Below are 22046 nucleotides of genomic sequence, written 5' to 3' on the forward strand. Positions count from 1 at the left end.
CCTCGGCCTTGAGGCCGGTTCAGTATTCCAGGTGATAACGATGTGACAGGCGCTGCTTGAAGTCCTTGACCCGACTCAGGGCATCGCGCAATAGATCACGCTCCAACGAGGACAACGACTGGGTGATGATCAGGTTGCGACTCCCCGCCTCCCGCGCCGCCGAGGTCGTGTCCTGGCCATCCCTTCGCGAGTCGCCAGCCCTGCCGACGGCAGCGCCGTGTTCGGCCTCTTCCAGATGGCGCAGCTGCTGGCGCAGACGCAACTCGGCAAACAGCGACAGTGCCTCGGCAAGGTCGGCGCTGTCGCTGGCCTCGATACGCCCATCACTGACCAGCGCCTCAAGCCGCGCGAAGGTACCGGTGGCCATCACTCCACGTTCCAGCGCCATGGTGCGAACGCCATGCACGATGGGGAAGATGCCGCCCTTCTTGATATCGATGCCGTGGCGCGGCGAGCGCAAAGAGCCGAACAGCGTCAGCGGGGTCGAGAAATGCAGCGCCGGGCGCGCGAAGTGCGACAGCAGCAGTTCATTGCGCCTGGCGTGGCGCACCAGATGGCCGCGCAAGCTGTCGACCAGCGCTTCATTGCCGCCGCTGGCGCGCGCATCGAAGACGATGGCCAGATTCATCAGCGCCTCGCCATCGCGCCCGGCGCACCAGCGTGCGATCTTGCCGCGCCAGCGCGACTCGGTAGCGACCCACTCCGGATTGGAGACCATGATGTTGCCCGGGCATGGTGGATAGCCGAGACCTGCCAGGGCGTCACTGAAGCGCTGCAGGATGTCCTCGTTTTCGGGCCACTGGTGGCCATCGGCGATGATCAGCCCATTGTCCTGATCGGTCTTGAGGATCTGTTCGCCGCGACCTTCGCTACCCATCAGCATCAGGCAACTGGAGGCTCGGTGTTCCTCCGCCACCAGCATGGCGAAGGTGCGCTCGATCAGGCGCCCGTTGAGCGCACTCAACAGCCCCATCGCATGGCGTATGTGGACTCCCTGCATCGCCAGCGCCCTGACCATTTCCGGCAGACGCGCACTGGCCTGCTCAAGCGCCGCCATGTCAGAGGCGCGCTCGATCTCGAGACTCACCAGCTGACTGCGATTGGAGAAGAACCCCAGCACGTCGGTCAGCTCGATGACCCCGACGACCGCCGCGTCAGGCGTCAGGCGCTCCTTGACCACGACTCGCGCGACCCGATGGCGAGTCATCTGCACCAGCGCCTGGAACAGATACTCCTCCGCCGTGACCGCCACCAGCGCAAAGCTGCCCAGCGAGGCGAGCGGATGGTTGGGAGCCAAGCCCTGAATCACCAGCGCATTGAGCAGGTCTGTGCGTGTCACCACGCCCTGACGCCCTTCGACAGAGATGATCAGGCTGTCCGCCCCCGCCGTCTGCATGGCCTTGACGCCCTGCTCGATACTGGCGCTGGCCGCCAGCTTGAGCGGCGGACGCATGCAGTCCATCACCCGCGCCAGCATGAAGCCCGCCTGGTCGCGACTCGCGCCCTGACGGGTATCACGCTGCGCCGCCAGCAGCCGCGCCTTGTCACTCAGGCTGTGCTGGAAGTACTCACCGAAGGCAGGACACTCATGGCACAGCGAGAAGAACAGCTGAGCGGGTAGCTGGTAGCACAGCGTCTCCTGCTCGCAGACGAAACGGGTACGGCAATGGCCATTGAGCAGCGTCAGCGCCCCGAACAGGTCTCCCGCGGTGTAATGACCGATGCGCAGACTGCCCCAGGCATCCAGCCCCTCGCGCTGCGCCTTGTCGAGCGTGGCGGCGTCCGGCAGTGCCGAATCAGCGGCCAGTTCCGCCACCTCGCCCTTGTGAATGATGTAGACCGCCTCACCGACGGCCCCCGGCACCAGCGGCTGTGCCAGTGCCTCGAAATAGTGAAGATCCACCCCTTCGGCCAGTCGTTGCCGAAGTCGCTCATCCAGCAGACTGAACGGCGGCTCCTCGAACGCGATATCCACCAGTGACGCTTGCATGACAGCGACTCCCCTCTGCGCGTGCATCGCTGATCGATGCACGAGCCCTCAAACCACGAGGCCCCGCCTGCAATTGCAAGACGGGGCTTCGGGAAACGGGGGCCTGTTCGCGCCGATGCTGCGTGCTGCGCGAACAGGCCCTGCTGCCTGAATCAGTGATCCACTGCTGTCCCGGCCCCGCGCGGAACACGAATGTCCTCGACGATATGCTGGATGTGCTCGGGCGGCGGCGGGGTCATCTTGCAGACGATGACTGCGACGACGAAGTTGAGCACCATGCCCAGTGAGCCGATCCCCTCCGGCGACACACCCAGCAACCAGTTCTCGGCACTGTTGAGTTCCGGCGAGATGAACTTGAAGTAGACGATGTAACTGAAGGTGAACACCAGGCCGACCAACATGCCCGCGATAGCACCTTCCTTGTTCATGCGCTTGGAGAAGATCCCCAGCAGGATGACCGGGAAGAAGCTCGATGCCGCAAGCCCGAAGGCAAAGGCCACTACCTGCGCCACGAAGCCTGGCGGATTGATGCCGAAGTAACCGGCGATCACGATGGCCACTGCCGCCGCCAGACGTGCCGCGATCAGCTCCTGCTTCTCGCTGATATCAGGCTTGAAGGTCTTCTTGAGCAGGTCATGCGAGATGGCCGACGAGATGACCAGCAACAGACCGGCCGCCGTCGAGAGTGCTGCCGCCACCCCACCCGCCGCTACCAGTGCGATGACCCATGCTGGCAGGTTGCCGATCTCCGGGTTGGCCAGCACGATGATGTCGCGGTCGATGTAGACCTCGCTCTCGTTGTCGGTGGGCGTGTTGCTCACCAGACGCTGACCGTGCTCACCGCGTGCTGCCTGGCTGTCAGCGCTGCCTTCATAGCTCGGCTTGCCCGCGAAGGGATCACCGCCACGCATCTGGATGATGCCGTCGCCATTCTTGTCGACCCAGCCGATCAACCCTGTGTTCTCCCAGTTGTAGAACCAGCCCGGCAGCTCCTCATAGGCGGTGTCATTGACGGTCTCGACCAGGTTCACTCGCGCGAAGGCGCCCACGGCCGGCGCAGTGGTGTAGAGCAAGGCGATGAAGAACAGCGCCCAACCGGCGGAGATACGCGCATCCTTGACCGTCGGCACCGTGAAGAAGCGCACGATGACGTGGGGCAGGCCAGCGGTACCGCACATCAGCGCGGCGGTGATGAAGAAGACATCGATAGTGGATTTGGAACCCTCGGTGTACTCACGGAAGCCGAGATCGGTCACCACCTGATCAAGCTTGTGCAACAGATAGACACCAGTATCGTTGCCTTGTGCGTCCACCAGGGTGCCGCCGAAGCCGGTCTGCGGCAGCACATGGCCCGTCATCATGATCGACAGGAAGACGGCCGGTACCAGGAAAGCGAAGATCAACACGCAGTACTGCGCCACCTGGGTGTAGGTGATGCCCTTCATGCCCCCCAGAACGGCATAGAAGAAGACGATTGCCATGCCGATGACGACACCGACATTCACGTCCACCTCGAGGAAACGCGCGAAGACGATACCGGTACCGCGCATCTGGCCGGCGACATAGGTGAAGGAAATGAAGATGACGCAGATCACCGCCACGGTGCGTGCGACACTGGAGTAGTAACGGTCACCGACGAAGTCCGGCACCGTGAACTTGCCGAACTTGCGCAGATACGGCGCCAGCAGCATGGCCAGCAACACGTAGCCGCCGGTCCAGCCCATCAGGTAGACGGAGGCGTCATAGCCGACATAGGCGATGATGCCCGCCATCGAGATGAACGAGGCCGCCGACATCCAGTCAGCGGCGGTCGCTGCCCCGTTGGCGATGGGGTGAACGCCACCCCCGGCGACATAGAATTCCTTGGTGGAACCGGCTCGCGACCACACCGCGATCCCGATATAGAGCGCAAATGATGCGCCCACGAAGAGATAGGTCAGCAGTTGAACATCCATTGGCAGTGTCCTTGGCGATGTCGATCATATTGTTCTTATTCACACAACGGCGCGTCACGACGAGCGGCCTATGCCCGGCGTGTCACTGACTCATTGCTCGTGAACATCGAAGCGCTCATCGAGCTTGTTCATCGAACGGGCATACAGAATGATCAGCGCGAGGAAGAAGTAGATCGCCCCCTGTTGCGCAAACCAGAAGCCCAGTTTGAAACCGAAGAACTGGATGTTGTTCAGCACGTCCACCAGCAATATCCCGCATCCATAGGACACCACGAACCAGACCACGAGATAGCCCATGATCAGTTTGATATTGGCGGACCAATACGCCTTGGCATTCGCTTCCTTCATGATGGTGTTCTCGCATTGTTATTGTGATTGGCGAAGTGGAGTGATTGGTGATCCAGAGATCGATGGCCACCCATCAGTGGATGATCCTTCCTCAGCGGTTGATGGGTATTTCCTGCGCTTTTCAAGCCATGACAGGAAACTTGGCGACTCGAATCTGACAGTAGACAAGGCCCTGCAACGTTGCAGGCTGACTTTAGTCGAGAATGTCAGCCACCCCTGATGGAGCAAGGTTGAGAACGATGCAATTCATTTCAAATCAACAAGTTGATTCATATCCTAAAGATGCAATCCCTTGGTCTATTGGCCAAATGGGCGAAGGATGAACGACGAAATCTTCCGCGCGTTGCGCGCATGACATTGGCCGATACCGAAAAATAAGCCCGTTGTGCAGACGCCAATTACGGCTTCTTGACGCCGATCATCGAGGCCTCTGCGTATCAATGGATGACGGAGCATCTCCCTCACGACTCTCAAGACGCCGAGTCTGTCATGCACAGTGCTTGGGACTCGTGGCGGGGCTGCGTAGAATGGCGCTTCCAGAGAGGAGAGCGACATGTTCCAGGGTTGGTGGCTGATCGCAGTGGCACTCGCATATATCGCGGTGCTGTTCACGATTGCATGGCGGGGTGATCGCAACGCCAAGAAACACGGGTCGCCGAATCGGCGCCCAGCGGTCTACAGTCTGGGGCTTGCGGTCTACTGCACCAGCTGGACCTTCTACGGCAGCGTCGGACAGGCCGCGACCAGCGGCTGGAGTTATCTGAGCATCTTCATCGGGCCGATTCTGGCCTGTCTGCTGTTCTGGCCGATCCTGCTCAAGATGATTCGGGTCGCCAAGCGCCAGAACATCACCTCGATCGCCGACTTCATCGCCTCGCGCTACGGCAAGACACAGTCGCTGGCGGTGTTCGCCTCGCTGGTGGCCCTGGTCGGCACCCTGCCCTACATCGCCCTGCAGTTGAAGGCCGTCTCGAGCGCCTATCAGGTACTCACCGACACCAGCGACGTCACGCGAACCGCCTGGCTGGGCGATACCGCCTTCTATGTCGCGGCGATCATGGCGCTGTTCGCCATCCTGTTCGGCACCCGCCACACCGACGCCACCGAGCACCATGTCGGCCTGTTGCAGGCGATCGCCTTCGAATCGCTGGTCAAGCTGGTCGCCTTCCTGACCCTGGGCGTCTATGTCACCTGGGGCATGTTCAATGGCCTGGGCGATCTGTTCACCAAGGCCGACACCTATCTGGAGCTGCAACAGCAGCTGGAGACTCAGACCTTCGGCACCGGCTTCTGGGCCCAGACGCTGCTGGCGATGCTGGCGATCTTCTGCCTGCCGCGTCAGTTCCACGTCGCGGTGGTCGAGAACACCCACCACGATGACGCCCGCCGTGCGCGCTGGATGTTCCCGATCTACCTGGTCGCCATCTCCTTCTTCGTGCTGCCGATCGCCGCCGCCGGCCTGACCATGTTCCCCGATGGTTCGGTGTCACCGGACAGCTTCGTGCTGGCACTGCCAATGGCGGCGGACCAGACCTGGCTGACCCTGCTGACCTTCATCGGCGGCTTCTCCGCCGCCACCGGCATGGTGATCGTCGCCGCCGTCGCGGTCTCGATCATGATCTCCAACGAGATCGTGATTCCGCTATTGTTCCGCCTGCGCTGGTTCGATACCGAAGCACGCGACTACAGCCATATCGTGTTGCTGGCGCGCCGCCTGACCATCGTGATGATCCTGGCGCTGGCCTACGGCTTCTATCTGCTGATCGCCGAATACAGCACCCTCTCGGCCATCGGCCTGCTGTCGTTTGCCGCCGTCGCCCAGTTCGCGCCCTCGCTGATGGGCGGCCTCTACTGGAAGCGTGGCAACCGTCTTGGTGTCATCGTCGGCCTTAATGTCGGCTTCGCGGTCTGGGCCTGGACCCTGCTCATCCCGGCACTGGCACAGGCGGGTCTAATGCCGGCCGAGATCGTCAATCAAGGCCCGTTGGGCATCGACTGGCTGTCGCCGCATGGCCTGTTCGGCTTCCGCTTCAACGACCCGTTGACCCACGGCGTGATGCTGTCACTCGGCCTGAACCTGTTCTGCTACATCTTCGTCTCGCAGATGACGCCGCAGCGCGTGGTCGAGCGCATCCAGGCCTCACTGTTCGTCGACAGCGTCGAGACCCGTCAGACCAGCGTCTCGCGCCCCTGGACCGGTTCCACCTCCGTCTCGGACCTGCGCGTCCTGTGTGAGCGCTTCCTGAGCCACGAGCAGGTCGAGCGCGCCTTCGAGGACTACGCGCGCCGCAGTGGCCAGCCGCTGGAGCTGCATGCACGCGCCTCCATCGACCTGATCCAGTTCACCGAACGCTTCCTGGCCTCGGTGCTCGGGGCCTCCTCGGCACGCATCGTCGTCAACTCGGCGCTGCAGGGTCGCGGCATCGGCATCTCGGATGTCATCTCCATCGTCGATGAAGCCTCGCAGGTGCTCGAATTCAACCGCGCCCTGCTGCAGGCAACCATCGAGAACATCCACCAGGGCATCAGCGTGGTCGACCAGCACATGCGCCTGGTGGTGTGGAATCAGCGTTACCTGGACATGTTCCGCTTCCCCGACAACCTGATCCGGGTCGGCGCGCCCATCGATCGCATCTTCCGCTACAACGCCCACAACGGCGAATACGGACCGGGCGACCCCGAAGAGCACGTCGACCAGCTACTGGATGCCATCCGCAACGGCGAGCCGCACCGCTACGTGCGCTATCGCCAGGATGACAGCGTGATGGAGATCCAGGGCAATCCGATGCCCGGTGGCGGCTTCGTCTACACCTATCAGGACATCACCCAGCAGAAGCGCACCGAAGAGGCGCTGATCCGCTCGGAAAACAACATCCGCATCTACACCGACAACGTGCCGGCGCTGATCGCCTACTTCGACAAGGAGTGCCGCTACCTCTTCACCAACCGTGCCTATGAAGCGGTGATGGGCATCGACCGTACCGCCGTGATCGGCGAGCCCGCCGAAGAGGCGATGCCGGAAGACATCTATCGCCAGCGTGCACCGTGGATGACGCGCGCGCTGTCCGGTGAGCGCGTCTCCTTCGAGATCTCGCTGGAAGCCTCGGAAGGCGGCGTGCGTTACATGCTGGTCACCTATACGCCGCACTTCAGTACCAAGGGCAACATCCTCGGCTTCTTCGCGCTCTATCAGGACATCACCGAGCGACGTCTGGCGGAGATCGCCCTCAAGGAGACCAACGAGAACCTGGAAGAGCGCGTGCGCGTGCGTACCCAGGAGCTGTCACAGGTCAACGAGGCCCTGCGCACCGAGAACCGCGTGCGCGCCGAGGCCGAGCAGGCACTGCGTCAGGCTAAGCAGCTGGCCGAGGATGCCAATGCCTCCAAGACACGCTTTCTGGCCGCGGCCAGCCACGACCTGCTGCAGCCACTGAATGCGGCGCGTCTGTTCACCTCCGCCCTCGCCCAGCAGGTCGAAGGCGAGATGAAGACCACCACCAATCACATCGACAACTCATTGCAGGCCGCCGAGGAGCTGCTCAGCACCCTGCTCGACATTTCCAAGCTGGACGCAGGCGCCCTGGCACCGCGGCGCAGCGTGTTCCGCCTCTCCGACATCCTCAAGCCGCTCAAGGCCGAGTTCGAGGTGATGGCGGAAGATCGCGGACTTGACCTGAAGGTGGTGATGACCCAGCTGGCAGTGGATTCCGATGGCCAGATGCTCAGACGCATCGTGCAGAACTTCCTCTCCAACGCGGTGCGCTATACCCGTCAGGGCCATGTGCTGCTGGGCTGCCGCCGTCTGGGCGATCGCATTCGCATCGAGGTCTGGGACACCGGCCCCGGCATTCCCGAGTCGAAGCTGACCGAGATCTTCCAGGAATTCCGGCGTCTCGATCAGACCGAGCGTCACAAGGAGAGCGAGAAGGGCCTCGGCCTGGGGCTGTCGATCGCCGAACGCATGAGCCGGGTGCTCGACCACCCGATCACGGTGCGCAGCTGGGTCGGCATCGGCACCGTCTTCGCCGTCAGCGTGCCAATCAGCAAGGAGCTGCCGGCGGCCGAGCTGCCGGATGCCGTGCCGGCTCGCAAGCGCGCCGGCAACAAGCTGACCGGTACTCGCGTCCTGTGCATCGACAACGAGAGCCTGATTCTCGAAGGCATGAAGGCGATGCTGTCCGGCTGGGGCTGCGAGGTGTTCACGGCGACCTCGATCGGCGGCGCCAAGTCGGTGATCCGCAACCTGGATGGTGATCCGGATGCCATCCTCGCCGACTACCACCTCGACAACGAGGTGACTGGCCTGATGGCACTGGATGCGCTGGATGAGCGTCTGGCGGGCTCGGTGCCGGGCATCGTGATCACCGCCGACCGCACCGATGAAGTCGCCGAGGAAGTGCGCCGTGCGGGCTATCACCTGCTGCTCAAGCCGGTGCGACCCGCCGCGCTGCGTGCGCTGCTGACGCGCACCCTGCAGGCCAATCGCGCCGAGAAGCACACCAGTGGCGCGAGTGATGCCTCCGACGCCGCGACGGATGACCCAGCCCCCTGATCAGTCGGGCTGGCCTGTCGATCTTTAGACCTGGTAGAAGCAAAAAGCCCGCCCTGTCAGCGACAGGGCGGGCTTTTTGTGGCGTGAAGATGCGACTCTCGAGGAGAGCCACAGCTCAAGCGCTGACGCGGGATCAGGAGCGGACTTTCGGCGGCTCGACTTCCAGACGCTGGGCCGCGATGACGGCCTGGGTGCGCGAATGCACGCCCAGCTTGCGCAGAATGGCGGTCACGTGGGCCTTGATGGTGGCCTCGGACACATTCAGCTCATAGGCGATCTGCTTGTTGAGCAGACCTTCCGTCAGCATGTTGAGCACGCGGAACTGCTGCGGCGTCAGTGACGCGATCGCCTCGGCGAAGCGCGATTCATCCTCGGAAGACTCGCCCATGGCCTCGGCGATATCTGCCGGCAGCCAGACCTCACCTTCGAGGATCTCGCCGATGGCTTCGGCGATGACGTCGAGGCTGGCGGACTTGGGAATGAAGCCGGAGGCGCCATAATCGATGGCGCGGCGCACCACGTAGGGCTCCTCGCTACCGGACACGACCGCCACCGGGATGTCCGGTGTCTGGCCACGCAACTGGATCAGACCGGAGAAGCCGTGGGCTCCCGGCATGTGCAGGTCCAACAGGATCAGGTCGGCATCGGGATGGCGGGCAACGACTTCGTTGGTCGCTTCCATGCTGTCAGCCTCGACGATCTCTGCCTGAGAGGCGACTTGTCTAAGCGCCTGGGTCAGTGCGGCACGAAAGAGCGGGTGATCGTCTGCAACGATGAACTTCTGGGCAAAGGCCATTGAGTCTCCTCCAAAACCCCGATGGTGATCATCACCGACCTTCCTGGCCGGTCAACAATCGCCGTTATTTTCTGGCATGTTACCCCATAAAACGCACGTTTAACAAAGCAGCCCACCATCGGAAGATGTACTGATGTTTCGCTCGGGGAACACGAGTATCGCACGGATTGATGCCCGGCGAGCGAACAATCCGTGCGCTGATTCTGACAGCATCCTGGGGATGGTGAGTCAGACAACCCTACCCGCAACGCGACTGGCATGCCAGCCGATCAATGCGACACCGGCAATCAGCACGAAGCCGATCAGACTGGCGATATCCGGCACCTCGCCCCAGATGGCCCAGCCCGCCAGTGCCGAAAACACGATGGTCAGATAGGAATAGATCGATACTTCCCCCGCCGGTGCGAGACGATAAGCCGTGGTCATCAGAATCTGACCGCCGGCCGCAAAGACGCCGATGCCCAGCAAGGCCAGCGCCTGAGGGCCGCTCGGCATCACCGGATTCATCAACATCGGCACCAATGTCACCACACTGGAGACCAGCGAGAAATGCAGCACGATGGTCGCCGAGGCCTCGCGCCCTCTCATCGCACGGATGAGCGTATAGGCCGCCCCCGCCAGCATTGCCGAACCCAGCCCGACCATGGCGGGCAACAATGCCTCCACCCCGCCCGCGGCAAATGCCAGTTGCGGCTTGATGACCAGCGCTGCGCCAGAGAAGGCGACCAGCATGCCGGCCAGCCGCCAGCCACCAAGGCGCTCGGCCAGGAAGAGGCCGGCGAACAGGCTGACGAAGAACGGCGATAGCTTATTCAGAATAGTCGCATCTGCCAGCAGAAGATGATCGATGGCGTAGAAGAAGCTCATCACGCCGCCGAGTCCGATCAGTGACCGCGCCATCAGCATCGGCTGGTGGTGCCAGTGGCCCAGCAGACGCGCGCCCGCCATGCGCACCATCACCACCGCCACGCCGAGACTGACCAGGTTGCGCACGAAGACCTTCTCGAACAGCGGCAGGTCGCCGCTCAGCTTGACCATCGCTCCCATCAGCGCGAACGAGATCGCCGACAAGCACATCAGGATGACGGCGCGAGGACGATTCTCGCCCTCATTGGACGACGCGGCGGCGGGAGAACTGGCGGGAGAACTGGCTGGCTGAGAGGCGGGGCAGGATGCATCCGACTTGCCTGCTGACATGGGGGCGGCCTTGATCATGAATTGATTGGGTAAATGAGCTTCCATGTCATTATCAAGCCAGCGCCTCCTCGATGGCCAACCTTTCACGTCTCGCACAGCGCAAAAGCGTGGGCCAGGAATACGAACAGACAGATGCCCACAGATAGACACAAAAAAGCGCGGGAGCCAGGCTCCCGCGCTTTGCTGTCGCTGCGTGTCTTGTCAGGCCGCGACGACCGTCACTCGCCGCGTTCAGCGGTTGGCGCGCTGCTCGATCAGGTCATCCACCACTGACGGGTCTGCCAGTGTCGAGGTATCGCCGAGGCCGTCGGTCTCGTTGGCGGCGATCTTCCTCAGGATACGGCGCATGATCTTGCCGGAACGCGTCTTGGGCAGCCCCGGCGCCCACTGGATGACATCCGGCGAGGCGATCGGGCCGATGTCCTTGCGCACCCACTGGGTCAGCGTCTTCTTGAGCTCATCACTGGCTTCAATGCCATCATTGAGCGTCACGTAGATGTAGATGCCCTGACCCTTGATGTCATGGGGATAGCCGACCACGGCGGCCTCGGCGACCGCCTCATGCGCGACCAGCGAGGACTCGATCTCGGCGGTGCCCATGCGGTGGCCAGAGACGTTGAGCACATCATCGACGCGTCCGGTGATCCAGTAGTAGCCATCCTCGTCACGACGACAGCCATCACCGGTGAAGTACATGCCCGCATAGGTGGAGAAGTAGGTCTGCACGTAGCGTTCGTGATTGCCCCAGATCGAACGTGCCTGCCCCGGCCAGCTGTCGAGAATCACCAGATTGCCTTCGGTCGCACCCTCGAGAATGTTGCCCTCGTTGTCGACCAGCGCCGGCTGCACACCGAAGAACGGCAGCGTGGCGGAGCCCGGCTTGAGGTCGGTCGCGCCCGGCAGCGGCGCGATCATGATGCCGCCGGTCTCGGTCTGCCACCAGGTGTCCACCAGCGGGCAATTGCCATTGCCGATCACGCGGTGGAACCACTCCCAAGCCTCGGGGTTGATCGGCTCGCCCACCGAGCCGAGCAGCCGCAGGCTCTTGCGCGAGCTTGAGTCCATCACGCTGTCACCGTGTGCCATCAGCGCACGCACGGCGGTCGGGGCGGTATAGAGAATGTTGACCTGGTGCTTGTCGACGATCTCGCCGATGCGCCCGTGGGTCGGATAGCTGGGCACACCCTCGAACATCAGCGTGGTCGCGCCATTGGCCAGCGGTCCGTAGACGATGTAGCTGTGGCCCGTCACCCAGCCGACATCCGCCGTGCACCAATAGATATCGCCATCGTGGTAATCGAACACGTAGCGATGGGTCATCGCGGCATAGAGCAGATAACCGCCCGTGGTGTGCTTCAGGCCCTTGGGTGTGCCGGTGGAACCGGAGGTGTAGAGGATGAACAGCGGGTCTTCGGCGCCCATCGCCTCGGCCGGACAGTCACTGGACTGACGGTCCACCAGCTCATGGAACCAGGCATCGCGGCTGCCCCAGTTCACCTCACCGCCGGTACGCCGCACCACCAGCACGTGGTCGACACAGTCGGTGCCATCACGCTCCAGCGCCTCGTCGACGTTTTCCTTGAGCGGTACGCGCTTGCCACCCCGCAGTGACTCATCGGCGGTGATCACGATGCGCGAGCTGGAATCGACGATACGCCCCGCCAGCGCGTCCGGCGAGAAGCCACCGAATACCACCGAGTGCACGGCACCAATACGTGTACAGGCCAGCATCGCCATCGCGGCTTCGGGAATCATCGGCATGTACAGCGTGACCACATCGCCCCGCTCGACGCCCAACTCCTTGAGGCCATTGGCAAACTGGCTGACACGCGCGTGCAGCTCGCGATAGGTGATCGACTGGGACTCGTTAGGGTCGTCTCCCTCCCAGATGATGGCAACCTGATCGCCACGCTCGGCGAGGTGGCGATCGAGGCAGTTGTGCGCCACGTTGAGCTTGCCATCCTCGAACCAGCGCACATCGACGTCACCGGGACCGAAGTTGGTATTGCGGATCACCGAGGGCGCATCGAACCAGTCCAGTGACTGGGCCTGCTCGGCCCAGAATGTCTCCGGTGCCTCGACGGACTGCTGATACATGGCCTGATAGCGCTCGCGGTCTGCCCAGGCGTGGGCGGCGGCATCGGGAGTGACCGGATGGACCTTGGCATGTTCGCTCATGTGGCGTGACCTCTGACGGATTGGCTGGCGACTCGCTGTCCCACGCGGCATGCGTGAAGCGCAGGCGAGCCGAGGCAAGTCCATTTCAGCTTAAACCCAAGCATGGGGGGGCCACACACTAGACCTTGGTAGATAAATTTTTACTAATTATTTCAACTGTTTATCAACAAATTACACCAAGGTCACAGCGACGTTCGGAGGACAGAAACCGCCTGAAAAGACACCCTCTGGCGCGACTCGCACTTTGCAATGACGCGCCAGCGAGCGAAATGCGCCTCAACGCGTAGTCGACGCATTGCACGCCGGGTCATTCAAGGGCCCGTTCAATTCCTGGCCACAGCGCCGACAGCGATAGCGGTGGCCGCGCTGGGCATTGGCATGGCGTCGCGAGCTGAAATAGTGCGCGGTATCGCAGCCACAGCCATAGGCCCAGGGCGTCGGACTGGCAGTCGAGACATCCATGCGATGCGTCACCTCCGGCGGGATGCCGTAGAGGTTGGTCATCACCTGCTGCCACTCGGGGCCATGGGGTTTGACACGCGTCTTGCCGGCGCGCTCAACCACCTCCATCACCACCCAGTGCGCGACCTCGTGGGGGACGGTCTGGCTGAGAAAGAGATGGCAATTCTCGCTGAGCAGTTGCCAATTGAAGCGCAGCCGCTGGCGCGCCGAATCCGCCGTGCCCGCCGTGCGCCCCTTGAGGCGGCAGGAGACTGACGGCATCCGCAGCTCTGGGAACAGGGCACGCGCGCGTGCCAGACATGCCAGCACCTGCGCCTCCAGCGTCGCGTGCAGGGCAGGCGCCGTCAGCGTCTCGAGCGCGGCGGCATCGGCCAGCGGCAACGGCGTCGCGGGGGTCTCCCCCAGGCAGGCCAGGGGATGATCGGGCGCAAAGCGGTGGCGACTGACGACACGACGAGTGGATGATGACATGACACGATGACCAGACAGCAGAGCGAAGGAACGGATGAGCTGATGACGAGCGAGCGTACCACTCCTCGAGGCGTGAAATGATACACTAGCGCCATTCACGCCTGCCCGGTTCCTCTTGGTTCACCCAGGTAGCCAGGCGGCACTGTTCGACTTCTCCCCTTATCGCACGCGAGACTCCCCCATGGCCGAGCCTGTCCAGACCCAGCCGCTGCTGGATGATGAATCCCTCGACATCCTCGACGAATTCCTCGAGTCCGACATCGTCGGCCCGGAAGCTCTCGATATCATCAGTGCGCATGGCTTCATGCTGGCACTGGCCATCGCGCCGCGCGAAGTGCCCTCCAGCCTGTGGCTGCCGGAACTCTTCCAGGGGCAGCCAAGCTACGAAAGCCCGCAGCAGGAAGCGGAAGTCGTCTCCCTGTTCGAGCAGATGCGTGCCAACGCCATCGATGCCCTCGAGCACGGCGTGCTGCCGGAACTGCTGTTCGAGCTGGAGCTGGGCGGTGCCGACCCCGTCGAGACACCGATCGGCGACTGGTGTGCCGGCTTCATGGAAGGCGTGTTCATGGACGAGGAGGCCTGGTTCGGCACCCAGGAAGAGACTGCCGCCGAACTGCTGCTGCCGTTCATGGCCATCTCCGGCGTCTTCGAGGATGAAGACCCGGAGATCGGTGAGCTGATCGCCGACCCGATCGGTGCCCAGCGCTTCGTCAACCAGCTGCCGGAACTGCTGCTGGATCTCTACCTGCTCTACCGTGTCCCGCCGGAAAGCCCCAAGCCGTCGCCGCGTCGCAAGGGGTCCGCCGCGCCGGGTGCAGCCGGCATTCCGCGCAGCAAGCATGCCGGCAACAAGGGCAGTGGCAAGGGTGGCAACAAGAGCGGTGGCAAGGGCGGCGGCAAGAAGCGCTGAGCTCGCCATGGCGCACTGTGCGCCATGCAGCCTTGAAAATGACAACGCCGGGCGACCTCATGGGTCGTCCGGCGTTTTGGTTCCACGCAGCCGCGTCTGTTCAGGCAATGCCAGTTGAAGCAATGTCTGAGAGCTGCGAGCCGCTTAGCGTAGCCGCGTCACCAGGCTATCCAGGGTGCCATACCCCCACTCGCGACAGCGCTGCATCAATGGCCGACGCTGCCAGGCGGCCTGGGTGATCTCGACGCTGTGGGCGAAATGATGCTCGAACAGCGTGGCGACGTCGGCGGCGAAGCGATGGTCCTGCACCTCCTGATTGGCCTCCAGATTCCACTGCAGGCTCCAATGATCGAAGTTGCACGATCCCAGCGTCACCCAGTCATCCGCCAGCGAGAACTTGGCGTGCAGAAAGCGTGGCTGGAATTCATGGATACGCACGCCCGCCTTGAGCAGCCCGGCGTAGAAGCGCTGCCCCGCCGAGCGCACGCCCGGGTGATCATGATGCTGACCGGCGATCAGCAAACGGACATCGACACCTCGGCGCGCCGCGCGCTTGAGACGCCGCCGCATGCTGAAGGTCGGCACGAAGTATGGCGTGCAGACCCACAGCCGCTTGCGTGAGCTGCTGGCCTGATGCTGCAGGGAATGACGGATGGCCTGATAGCGGAAACCATGCCCCCAGACTACCCGCCCACGCATACCCAGATAGCCCTCGACCCGGCACGCCCACACATTGATGCTGCGTACCGCCAGCCGGCTGCCATGGCCACGACTGGCCGCGGAGTCCCACACGCGTGCGAACAGGCGCACCCAGTCACTGATGCACGGCCCCTCGATGCGTATCGCGACTTCCGACCAGGCCTCGGCGAAGACATCCACCGCCCCGAAGCCGCCAGTGAAGCCCACCTCCCCGTCGACCACCAGCAGCTTGCGATGGTCACGCGTCAGGTTGCGCCCCAGCCGCCACCAGGCAAGCGGGTTGTAGATCCGCAGCTGTATATCGGCCTCGATCATGCGCTGGCGGTCAGCCTCCTCGAGGCCCAGCGAGCCAAAGCCATCCAGCAGCACCAGCACCGTCACGCCGCGGCGGCGCGCGCCACACAGCGCATCGATCAGTACGCGACTGAGGTGGCCGCTCTCGGCCAGATACAGCTCCAACAGGATGGAATGGCGTGCGGTTTCCACCGCCTCCAGCATGCTGGGCAGAAACCGCGCACCTTCCGGCAGCAAGGTGAATCGATTGCCTGATCGCCACATTCCCAGCATGCCTTGCCTCCCGTCATTTCCCTGCACGGCACGATACCGATGGCGATGCCCATGACGGTGCACCACCAGATGCTGCCACTGTGCGCTTCGTCACTGCGCACTCAGTCGCTACGTACTCAGTCACCAAGCACCCTGCCACGGCGTCTGCGGGCAGAATGCGTATAATGTTCAATATCATGCTCGCGCTGAGCACTACCAGCCAGACCATGAAAACGTCGTAATCAACCCTCATTCATCGTCCCGATGCTTTATTCGTGAACGCCGACAGATTGTCGTTTCCGGTAGTCCGTCCTTGTCCACACCTGCGAGAGCCTCACCATGTCGCCAGTCACCTTAGCCCTGCGCCCGTTGCGCAATGTCAGTCGCCGTCTGCTGGACAAGTGGGTGGAACTGCGCGCGGTGGAGCCCGACATCAATGCGTTGGACCACAGCGCCTTGAACCTCGACCCGGCGCTGCCGGTGGTCTACGTCTTCCCGTACCAGGCATTGTCCGACGAGCTGGTGGTCGAGCAGCTGTGCGAGGCACGTGGCCTGCCCTCTCCGACCCTGTCCCTGAGCATAGGCGACCTGCGCCTGAGCCACTCTCGTCTCCGCCTGTTGCGGCGCTCGCGCAGCGACAGGAGCCTGCTGTCACGTCGCTTGGCCAAGTTGATCGCCGCGCTGGAAGACGCCCCGGCCGACGTCGAGGTGCAGCTGGTGCCGGTCAGCGTGTTCTGGGGGCGTGCACCGGGCAAGGAATTCGGCTTCTGGAAGTTCATCTCCGCCGATAGCTGGCGGGTGACGGGCGTGCTGCGCCGCGCCATCGCGATTCTGGCCCATGGGCGCTCGGTGGATGTGCATTTCGGCCAGCCGCTCAGGCTGCACGAAGCGCTCAGGGAAGGCCCGCAGGACACGGCGCTGGCGCATCGCCGCATCTCGCGCCTGTTGCGCGTGCACTTCCGTCGCATGCGAACCCGCCTGCTGGGGCCAGACCTCTCCCACCGCCACACCATGATTCGCAACCTGCAGAAGGCACCCGCCGTGCAGGACGTGATCAGTGAGCTGGCGCGCGAGCAGAATCAAGCGCCGGCACGCTTGGAAAAGCGCGCCCTGCAGTACGGTCGCGAGATCGCCTCCAACATGGGCTATCCGGTGCAGCGCTTTCTGGCGCATGCCCTCAAGCGGCTGTGGCACAAGCTCTACGACGGTGTCGAGGTACGTGGCATGTCGCAGGTCAAGGCCATTGCCGGCGACTGCGAGCTGATCTACGTGCCCTGTCATCGCAGCCATATCGACTACCTGCTGCTGTCCTACGTGCTGTTCCACGAGGGCCTGATGACGCCCCACGTCGCTGCAGGCAAGAACCTCGACATGCCGATCATCGGCCCGATCCTGCGCCGTGGCGGCGCCTTCTTCCTGCGCAGAAGCTTCCGCGGCAATCGCCTGTACGCCACCGTCTTCGACGAGTACGTGCACCAGTTGATCACCCGTGGCCACCCGCTGGAGTACTTCATCGAGGGGGGGCGTTCACGCACCGGCCGCATGCTGCCCCCGCGCCCGGGCATGCTGGCGATGACCCTGCGCTCCTTCCTGCGTGATACGCGCCGCGAAGTGGCCTTCGTGCCGGTCTACATCGGCTACGAGAAGGTCTTCGAGAGCCTGAGCTATCAGCGCGAACTGTCGGGAGCCAGCAAGAAGAAGGAATCACCGCTGGACCTCATCCGCGTGCTCGGCCAGCTCAAGCAGCCCTTCGGCAAGGTCTACCTGAACATCGGCGAGCCGCTCAAGCTGGGCGAATGGCTGGATGAGACCGCGCCGGACTGGAAGGCCAGCCGCCATCAGCGCCGCCCAGAATGGCTGACCCGGGCGGTGCCGCAACTCGGGCATGAAATCGCCACGCGCATCAATGCCGCCGCCGCGCTCAATCCGGTCTCGCTGACGGCGCTGGTGCTGCTGTCCACCGCCCACCACGCCATCGAGGCCAGCCTGCTGCAACGCCAGCTGGCGATGCTGGTGCGTATCGCCGACAAGCTGCCGGGCCGTCATGACCACAGCCTGCCCGAGGGCACGCCAGACGAGTGGGTCGCTCACTGCGCGCATCTGGGGCTCATCACCCTGCGTCCGCAGAGCCTTGGCGAGCTGGTGATCGCCACTCCGGAGCAGGCCAGTCTGCTGACCTGGTATCGCAACAACGTGCTGCACCTGCTGGCGCTGCCCGCGCTGATCGCCTTCGCCTTCCGCAATACGGCCCAGTACACCCTCGAGGCACTGGAAGATCAGATCAGTCCCGCCTGGCCGTTGCTGGTGCGCGAGCTGTTCGTCCCCGAGGCCCCTGAGCTGAAAGCAGATATCGCCGCCACGCTGGCTCTGATGAGCGAGGAAGGCCTGCTGGAGCATCAAGCGGCGACTGGCGACACTCCGGAGCGCTGGTCACGTCCGATGGCCAGCCAAAAGCCTTCCGAGCAGCTACATCTGCTGGCTCAGCCGGTACAACCGACGCTGGAACGCGGCTATCTGTTGATCGCCGCCCTGTTGCAGCACGGCAGCGGCACGCTGGACCGCGAGTCCCTCGAGAGCCATTCCGGCGCCCTGGCCGAACGCCTGACCCTGCTGTCGGGCCTCAATGCACCGGAGTTCTTCGACAAGCGTCTGTTCAGCGGCCTGCTTGATACCCTGCTGGAACTGGATTTCATCTGGCTGGAGAGCGGCCAGCTATGCTTCGGCGAAGCGCTGGAAGACCTGCAGGTACATGGCCGCGATCTGTTCGACCCCGCCCTGCGCCACCGCCTGCAGCATGTACGCCTGCGCGACAGCGAGAACGAGGCCGAGAGCGAGCAAGAGAGCGGCGCCCCGTCTGAAGGCATGGCCGAGGAGCAGACTCCAGCCCTCGACGACCATGAGGCCGCTGACGGAGCCGTGCCAGCAGGCCACAAGTCGTCCAACGCCTCTTCTCAGCGCGAATGAGATGATGGGCCGAGGCCCCTGGCACAAAAGCCCCCGCCGCGATCAGATCGCGAGCGGGGGCTTTTGCGTTTGGCGGAGACTGTTACATCGCTGATGCTATCGTCAGGCGTCAGCGCAGCGCCTGCTTCACATAGACGTCGTAGCGGCTGGTCTTCTCCTCCACCACATGACTCGGCGCGAGCCCGCCGATCGGTTCGGCCTTGCGTGGCCGCTTGACCACCACTCGATGCGTCGCGACCTCCAGCGCCGCCTCGAGCAGCGCCGGGGCATCCGCATCATCACCGGCCAGGGCGCGGAAGACGCGCATCTCCTTCTTGACCAGGGCCGACTTGTCACGGTGCGGGTACATCGGGTCGAGATGCACCACCTGAGGCGGCTGATCCCACTGCGTCACCAGCTCCCCGAGCTCCCGCGTGGCATCACCGTGCAGCGCCTGCATGCGCAGCGCGATGTCGCGAATCTCGTCATCCGCACAGCCCTGTGCCCGGGTCAGCCCATCGACCAGAATCGCCGCCGTGGCCGCCACGCGCTCGATCATCAATACCGGTGCCCCGAGACTCGCCAGCACGAAGGCATCACGCCCGAGCCCTGCGGTGGCATCGACGATGCTCGGCAGTGCGCCTCGGTTCAGGCCACAGGCGCGTGCGATCAGCTGATTGCGCCCCCCGCCGAAACGACGGCGATGATCGGCACGACCGGCGACGAAATCGACGCACAGCGGCTTGCCGTATTCGCGCTCGTCTCCGGCGATCACCAGCCGCGGCGCGCCCTGCTCGTCCAGCACCACCTCAAGTTTGAGCGCCGGCATCTCGTCATCTTCCCGCAGTGCGATACCGAAATGTGCCGCCAGCATGGCGAGTTCCGGGCGCGTCTGCAGCCGTGAACGGGCAATGGCGATCACGGGAGCGGCATCGTCGGCTGCATCATGGGCAGCGAGAGAGTCTTCGGGTGGCAGCATGGATGGGCTCTATGAGAAACGGTGAACGCAGGAAAAGGGAAACTCGCATGGCATGCGATCAGGCTGACAAACGCCGACGGCGCCACAAGAGCGGCGCCGTCAGGGGGCAAGCTTACGTCATCGCGCGCATGGCTTACAGCAATGGCAGGGCTTACAGCAATGGCAGGGCTTACAGGAACGCCAGCATGCCGAACAGCATCATGCCCAGCAGCAGACGGTAGATGACGAAGGGCAGCATGCCGATGCTGTCGATGGCCTTGAGGAACAGCTTGATGCACACCAGCGCGGAGACGAAGGACAGCACCACGCCGAGAGCGACATCGAACAGCTGCGCCTCACTGCCGGTCTCGATCAGCTCCAGACCCTTGAGCAGGCCGGCCGCGACGATCAGCGGAATCGACAGCAGGAAGGAGAAGCGCGCGGCGCTCTGACGCTCGAAGCCCAGCAGCAGCGCGGCGGTGATGGTGATGCCCGAACGCGAGGTACCGGGAATCAGGGCCAGTGCCTGGAACAGGCCGATGATCAGCGCCCCCTTGAGCGTCAGCGTCGCCAGGTCACGCGTGCGTGCGCCCTTGACGTCCGCCCACCACAGCAGCAGACCGAAGACGATGGTGGTGGTACCGATCACCGCGATCGAGCGCCCGGCCGTTTCCACCACATCGCCCAGCAGGCCGCCGAAGACCACGGCCGGCAGCGTCGCCAGCAGCACTGCCCAGCCCAGACGGCTGTCTTCGGTCTGGCGCGCCGCCAGCGTGCCGCCGCCACTGAACTGGCCAAACCAGCCAGCGAGAATATTGGCGACATCCTTGCGAAAGGCCATCACCACGGCCAACAAGGTACCGACGTGTACCGCGACATCAAACGCCAGCCCCTGGTCCGGCCAGCCGAACACCTGGGAGGGCAGAATCAGGTGGGCGGAGGAGGAAATCGGCAGAAATTCCGTCAGACCTTGAATGACGGCCAACGCCACCACATGCATGAGTTCCATGAAACATCCTTTTAAGAGAGACGGGCCTCAGTGGCCCACACGGACGACAGACATCGTCTGTGGCACTGCACGTGCCGTAGTGACATAACAACGCTTTGCGTCAAGCCGCGCCGCGAGTGTCGGGCGCAACATGATGATGCGCGAACCTTATGTCAGCCTTGGCTGAACCCAACGATGACGCAACGAGATGGCGATCCCTGGCGCCATCAGCGCCATGCCACCTCGTTGCGCAGATAGACCGGCTGGGCCTCGACCGCCGACACCGCTTCACCGCGCGCATACGCCTGGGCGGCCAGCATCACCATGGCCTCGGCATCCGGTTGCGGCTCGGGCAGTTGCAATGCCAGGCTGGCACGCACGCTCTGGGGCAGCTCGTCGTGCATCACCAGCCCCGAACCGACTGCAAGCCAGTCATGCTCACGCAGCGCCGCAGGCAGCTCCAGCAGGCCCGGCGCGCAGACCTGCTCGGGTAGCACCTGCTCGACCGCGATCTCGCCGTCAGCGCGCGTCACGACGCGATAGGCGCCGGTGTAGAGCTCGCCCATGCGTGCATCCAGCATCGGCAGCACGAAACGCGCGTGATGCAGGCGGTGGGCCTGCAGTGACAGGGCCGCCAGCGTCGAGACGCCGATCACCGGCACATCGAGACCGAAGGCTAGCCCCTGGATGGTGCCGGCGGCGATGCGCAATCCGGTGAACGAACCCGGTCCGTGGCCATAGGCCAGGGCATCGAGGTCATTGAGGGTCAGATCGGCGGCACTCAGCAGCGTCTCGATCATCGGCATCATGCGCTTGGTGTGCTGACGGGGAGCCTCACAGCGCTCGGCAGTAACAATGCCGTCTTGCCACAGGGCAACGGAACAGGCGGAAGAGGATGCATCGATGGCCAGAAGCGTGGTCATGGGCGGTTCGTCGTCAGAAAAATGTGACGCGATTCTACCCGTCCCCCGCGGGCAGCAAAAGACGCAGGCTGTCCACGGCTGGTGTCGGCCGCGGGCGTCACTCCTGCTGCAACCCCCGCTCCAACGCCGT

At 63.6% G+C, this 22046-nt stretch carries 14 protein-coding genes; 3 read left to right on the forward strand and 11 right to left on the reverse strand.

Annotated features, from left to right (window positions below):
• Positions 1–19 precede the first annotated feature (19 nt).
• From NH396_RS14260 to NH396_RS14270, 3 genes are all read right to left on the reverse strand, one after another.
• Positions 20–1990 carry a DUF294 nucleotidyltransferase-like domain-containing protein gene (locus NH396_RS14260; protein WP_253064570.1) on the reverse strand — a complete coding sequence of 657 codons (1971 nt, stop codon included), beginning with the start codon at positions 1988–1990 and terminating at the stop codon, positions 20–22.
• Between the two features lie 152 nt (positions 1991–2142).
• Positions 2143–3945 (reverse strand): VC_2705 family sodium/solute symporter, encoded by a 1803-nt coding sequence (locus NH396_RS14265; RefSeq protein ID WP_176677924.1) that lies wholly within the window; start codon positions 3943–3945, stop codon positions 2143–2145.
• Between the two features lie 90 nt (positions 3946–4035).
• Positions 4036–4293 (reverse strand): DUF4212 domain-containing protein, encoded by a 258-nt coding sequence (locus tag NH396_RS14270; protein ID WP_043333789.1) that lies wholly within the window; start codon positions 4291–4293, stop codon positions 4036–4038.
• 553 nt (positions 4294–4846) lie between these two features.
• On the opposite strand from NH396_RS14270, the gene NH396_RS14275 reads away from it, so the two are divergent.
• Complete coding sequence (locus NH396_RS14275; protein WP_176677925.1) at positions 4847–8845, forward strand: NahK/ErcS family hybrid sensor histidine kinase/response regulator; 3999 nt, start codon at positions 4847–4849, stop codon at positions 8843–8845.
• 133 nt (positions 8846–8978) lie between these two features.
• On the opposite strand, the gene NH396_RS14280 is transcribed toward NH396_RS14275, so the two are convergent.
• The 4 genes from NH396_RS14280 to NH396_RS14295 all read right to left on the reverse strand — a co-directional run bounded on the left by NH396_RS14280 (position 8979) and on the right by NH396_RS14295 (position 13949).
• Positions 8979–9641, reverse strand: a complete 663-nt coding sequence (locus NH396_RS14280) for a response regulator transcription factor (RefSeq protein ID WP_176677926.1) — start codon at positions 9639–9641, stop codon at positions 8979–8981.
• 228 nt (positions 9642–9869) lie between these two features.
• A complete protein-coding gene (locus NH396_RS14285; protein ID WP_253064572.1) occupies positions 9870–10883 on the reverse strand; it encodes a DMT family transporter in 1014 nt (337 codons plus the stop codon).
• A 186-nt stretch (positions 10884–11069) separates the two neighbouring features.
• Positions 11070–13016: an acetate--CoA ligase gene (gene acs, locus NH396_RS14290; RefSeq protein ID WP_253064573.1), complete on the reverse strand. Its 1947-nt coding sequence runs from the start codon at positions 13014–13016 to the stop codon at positions 11070–11072.
• Between the two features lie 276 nt (positions 13017–13292).
• On the reverse strand, positions 13293–13949 hold the full coding sequence (locus tag NH396_RS14295) for a SprT-like domain-containing protein (protein WP_253064574.1): 657 nt from the start codon (positions 13947–13949) through the stop codon (positions 13293–13295).
• A 181-nt stretch (positions 13950–14130) separates the two neighbouring features.
• On the opposite strand from NH396_RS14295, the gene NH396_RS14300 reads away from it, so the two are divergent.
• A complete protein-coding gene (locus tag NH396_RS14300; RefSeq protein WP_253064575.1) occupies positions 14131–14859 on the forward strand; it encodes a YecA family protein in 729 nt (242 codons plus the stop codon).
• 144 nt (positions 14860–15003) lie between these two features.
• Here the strand turns inward: NH396_RS14300 and NH396_RS14305 are convergent, their stop codons facing one another.
• Positions 15004–16125: a phosphatidylserine/phosphatidylglycerophosphate/cardiolipin synthase family protein gene (locus NH396_RS14305; RefSeq protein WP_253064576.1), complete on the reverse strand. Its 1122-nt coding sequence runs from the start codon at positions 16123–16125 to the stop codon at positions 15004–15006.
• Positions 16126–16443: 318 nt separating this feature from the next.
• Here NH396_RS14305 and plsB point away from each other — a divergent pair, with 318 nt between their 5' ends.
• On the forward strand, positions 16444–19068 hold the full coding sequence (plsB, locus tag NH396_RS14310) for a glycerol-3-phosphate 1-O-acyltransferase PlsB (RefSeq protein ID WP_253064577.1): 2625 nt from the start codon (positions 16444–16446) through the stop codon (positions 19066–19068).
• A gap of 109 nt (positions 19069–19177) precedes the next feature.
• On the opposite strand, the gene NH396_RS14315 is transcribed toward plsB, so the two are convergent.
• From NH396_RS14315 to tsaB, 3 genes are all read right to left on the reverse strand, one after another.
• Positions 19178–19876, reverse strand: a complete 699-nt coding sequence (locus NH396_RS14315) for a class I SAM-dependent methyltransferase (RefSeq protein WP_253064616.1) — start codon at positions 19874–19876, stop codon at positions 19178–19180.
• A 319-nt stretch (positions 19877–20195) separates the two neighbouring features.
• Positions 20196–21014, reverse strand: a complete 819-nt coding sequence (locus tag NH396_RS14320; protein WP_253064578.1) for an undecaprenyl-diphosphate phosphatase — start codon at positions 21012–21014, stop codon at positions 20196–20198.
• 206 nt (positions 21015–21220) lie between these two features.
• The gene (gene tsaB / locus NH396_RS14325) at positions 21221–21916 is read right to left on the reverse strand and encodes a tRNA (adenosine(37)-N6)-threonylcarbamoyltransferase complex dimerization subunit type 1 TsaB (protein ID WP_253064579.1); all 696 of its coding nucleotides are present in this window, start codon (positions 21914–21916) and stop codon (positions 21221–21223) included.
• Between the last annotated feature and the right edge of the window lie 130 nt (positions 21917–22046).

The organism is Cobetia sp. Dlab-2-AX (assembly GCF_024124625.1).
In the GTDB taxonomy this organism is placed as follows: domain Bacteria; phylum Pseudomonadota; class Gammaproteobacteria; order Pseudomonadales; family Halomonadaceae; genus Cobetia.

What these genes read in the sequence shown, in the direction of transcription:
- NH396_RS14260 (WP_253064570.1), bottom strand. Translation starts at nt 1,990, where the DNA reads ATGCAAGCGTCACTGGTGGATATCGCGTTCGAGGAGCCGCCGTTCAGT.
- NH396_RS14265 (WP_176677924.1), bottom strand. Translation starts at nt 3,945, where the DNA reads ATGGATGTTCAACTGCTGACCTATCTCTTCGTGGGCGCATCATTTGCG.
- NH396_RS14270 (WP_043333789.1), bottom strand. Translation starts at nt 4,293, where the DNA reads ATGAAGGAAGCGAATGCCAAGGCGTATTGGTCCGCCAATATCAAACTG.
- NH396_RS14275 (WP_176677925.1), top strand. Translation starts at nt 4,847, where the DNA reads ATGTTCCAGGGTTGGTGGCTGATCGCAGTGGCACTCGCATATATCGCG.
- NH396_RS14280 (WP_176677926.1), bottom strand. Translation starts at nt 9,641, where the DNA reads ATGGCCTTTGCCCAGAAGTTCATCGTTGCAGACGATCACCCGCTCTTT.
- NH396_RS14285 (WP_253064572.1), bottom strand. Translation starts at nt 10,883, where the DNA reads ATGGAAGCTCATTTACCCAATCAATTCATGATCAAGGCCGCCCCCATG.
- acs (WP_253064573.1), bottom strand. Translation starts at nt 13,016, where the DNA reads ATGAGCGAACATGCCAAGGTCCATCCGGTCACTCCCGATGCCGCCGCC.
- NH396_RS14295 (WP_253064574.1), bottom strand. Translation starts at nt 13,949, where the DNA reads ATGTCATCATCCACTCGTCGTGTCGTCAGTCGCCACCGCTTTGCGCCC.
- NH396_RS14300 (WP_253064575.1), top strand. Translation starts at nt 14,131, where the DNA reads ATGGCCGAGCCTGTCCAGACCCAGCCGCTGCTGGATGATGAATCCCTC.
- NH396_RS14305 (WP_253064576.1), bottom strand. Translation starts at nt 16,125, where the DNA reads ATGCTGGGAATGTGGCGATCAGGCAATCGATTCACCTTGCTGCCGGAA.
- plsB (WP_253064577.1), top strand. Translation starts at nt 16,444, where the DNA reads ATGTCGCCAGTCACCTTAGCCCTGCGCCCGTTGCGCAATGTCAGTCGC.
- NH396_RS14315 (WP_253064616.1), bottom strand. Translation starts at nt 19,876, where the DNA reads ATGCCGGCGCTCAAACTTGAGGTGGTGCTGGACGAGCAGGGCGCGCCG.
- NH396_RS14320 (WP_253064578.1), bottom strand. Translation starts at nt 21,014, where the DNA reads ATGGAACTCATGCATGTGGTGGCGTTGGCCGTCATTCAAGGTCTGACG.
- tsaB (WP_253064579.1), bottom strand. Translation starts at nt 21,916, where the DNA reads ATGACCACGCTTCTGGCCATCGATGCATCCTCTTCCGCCTGTTCCGTT.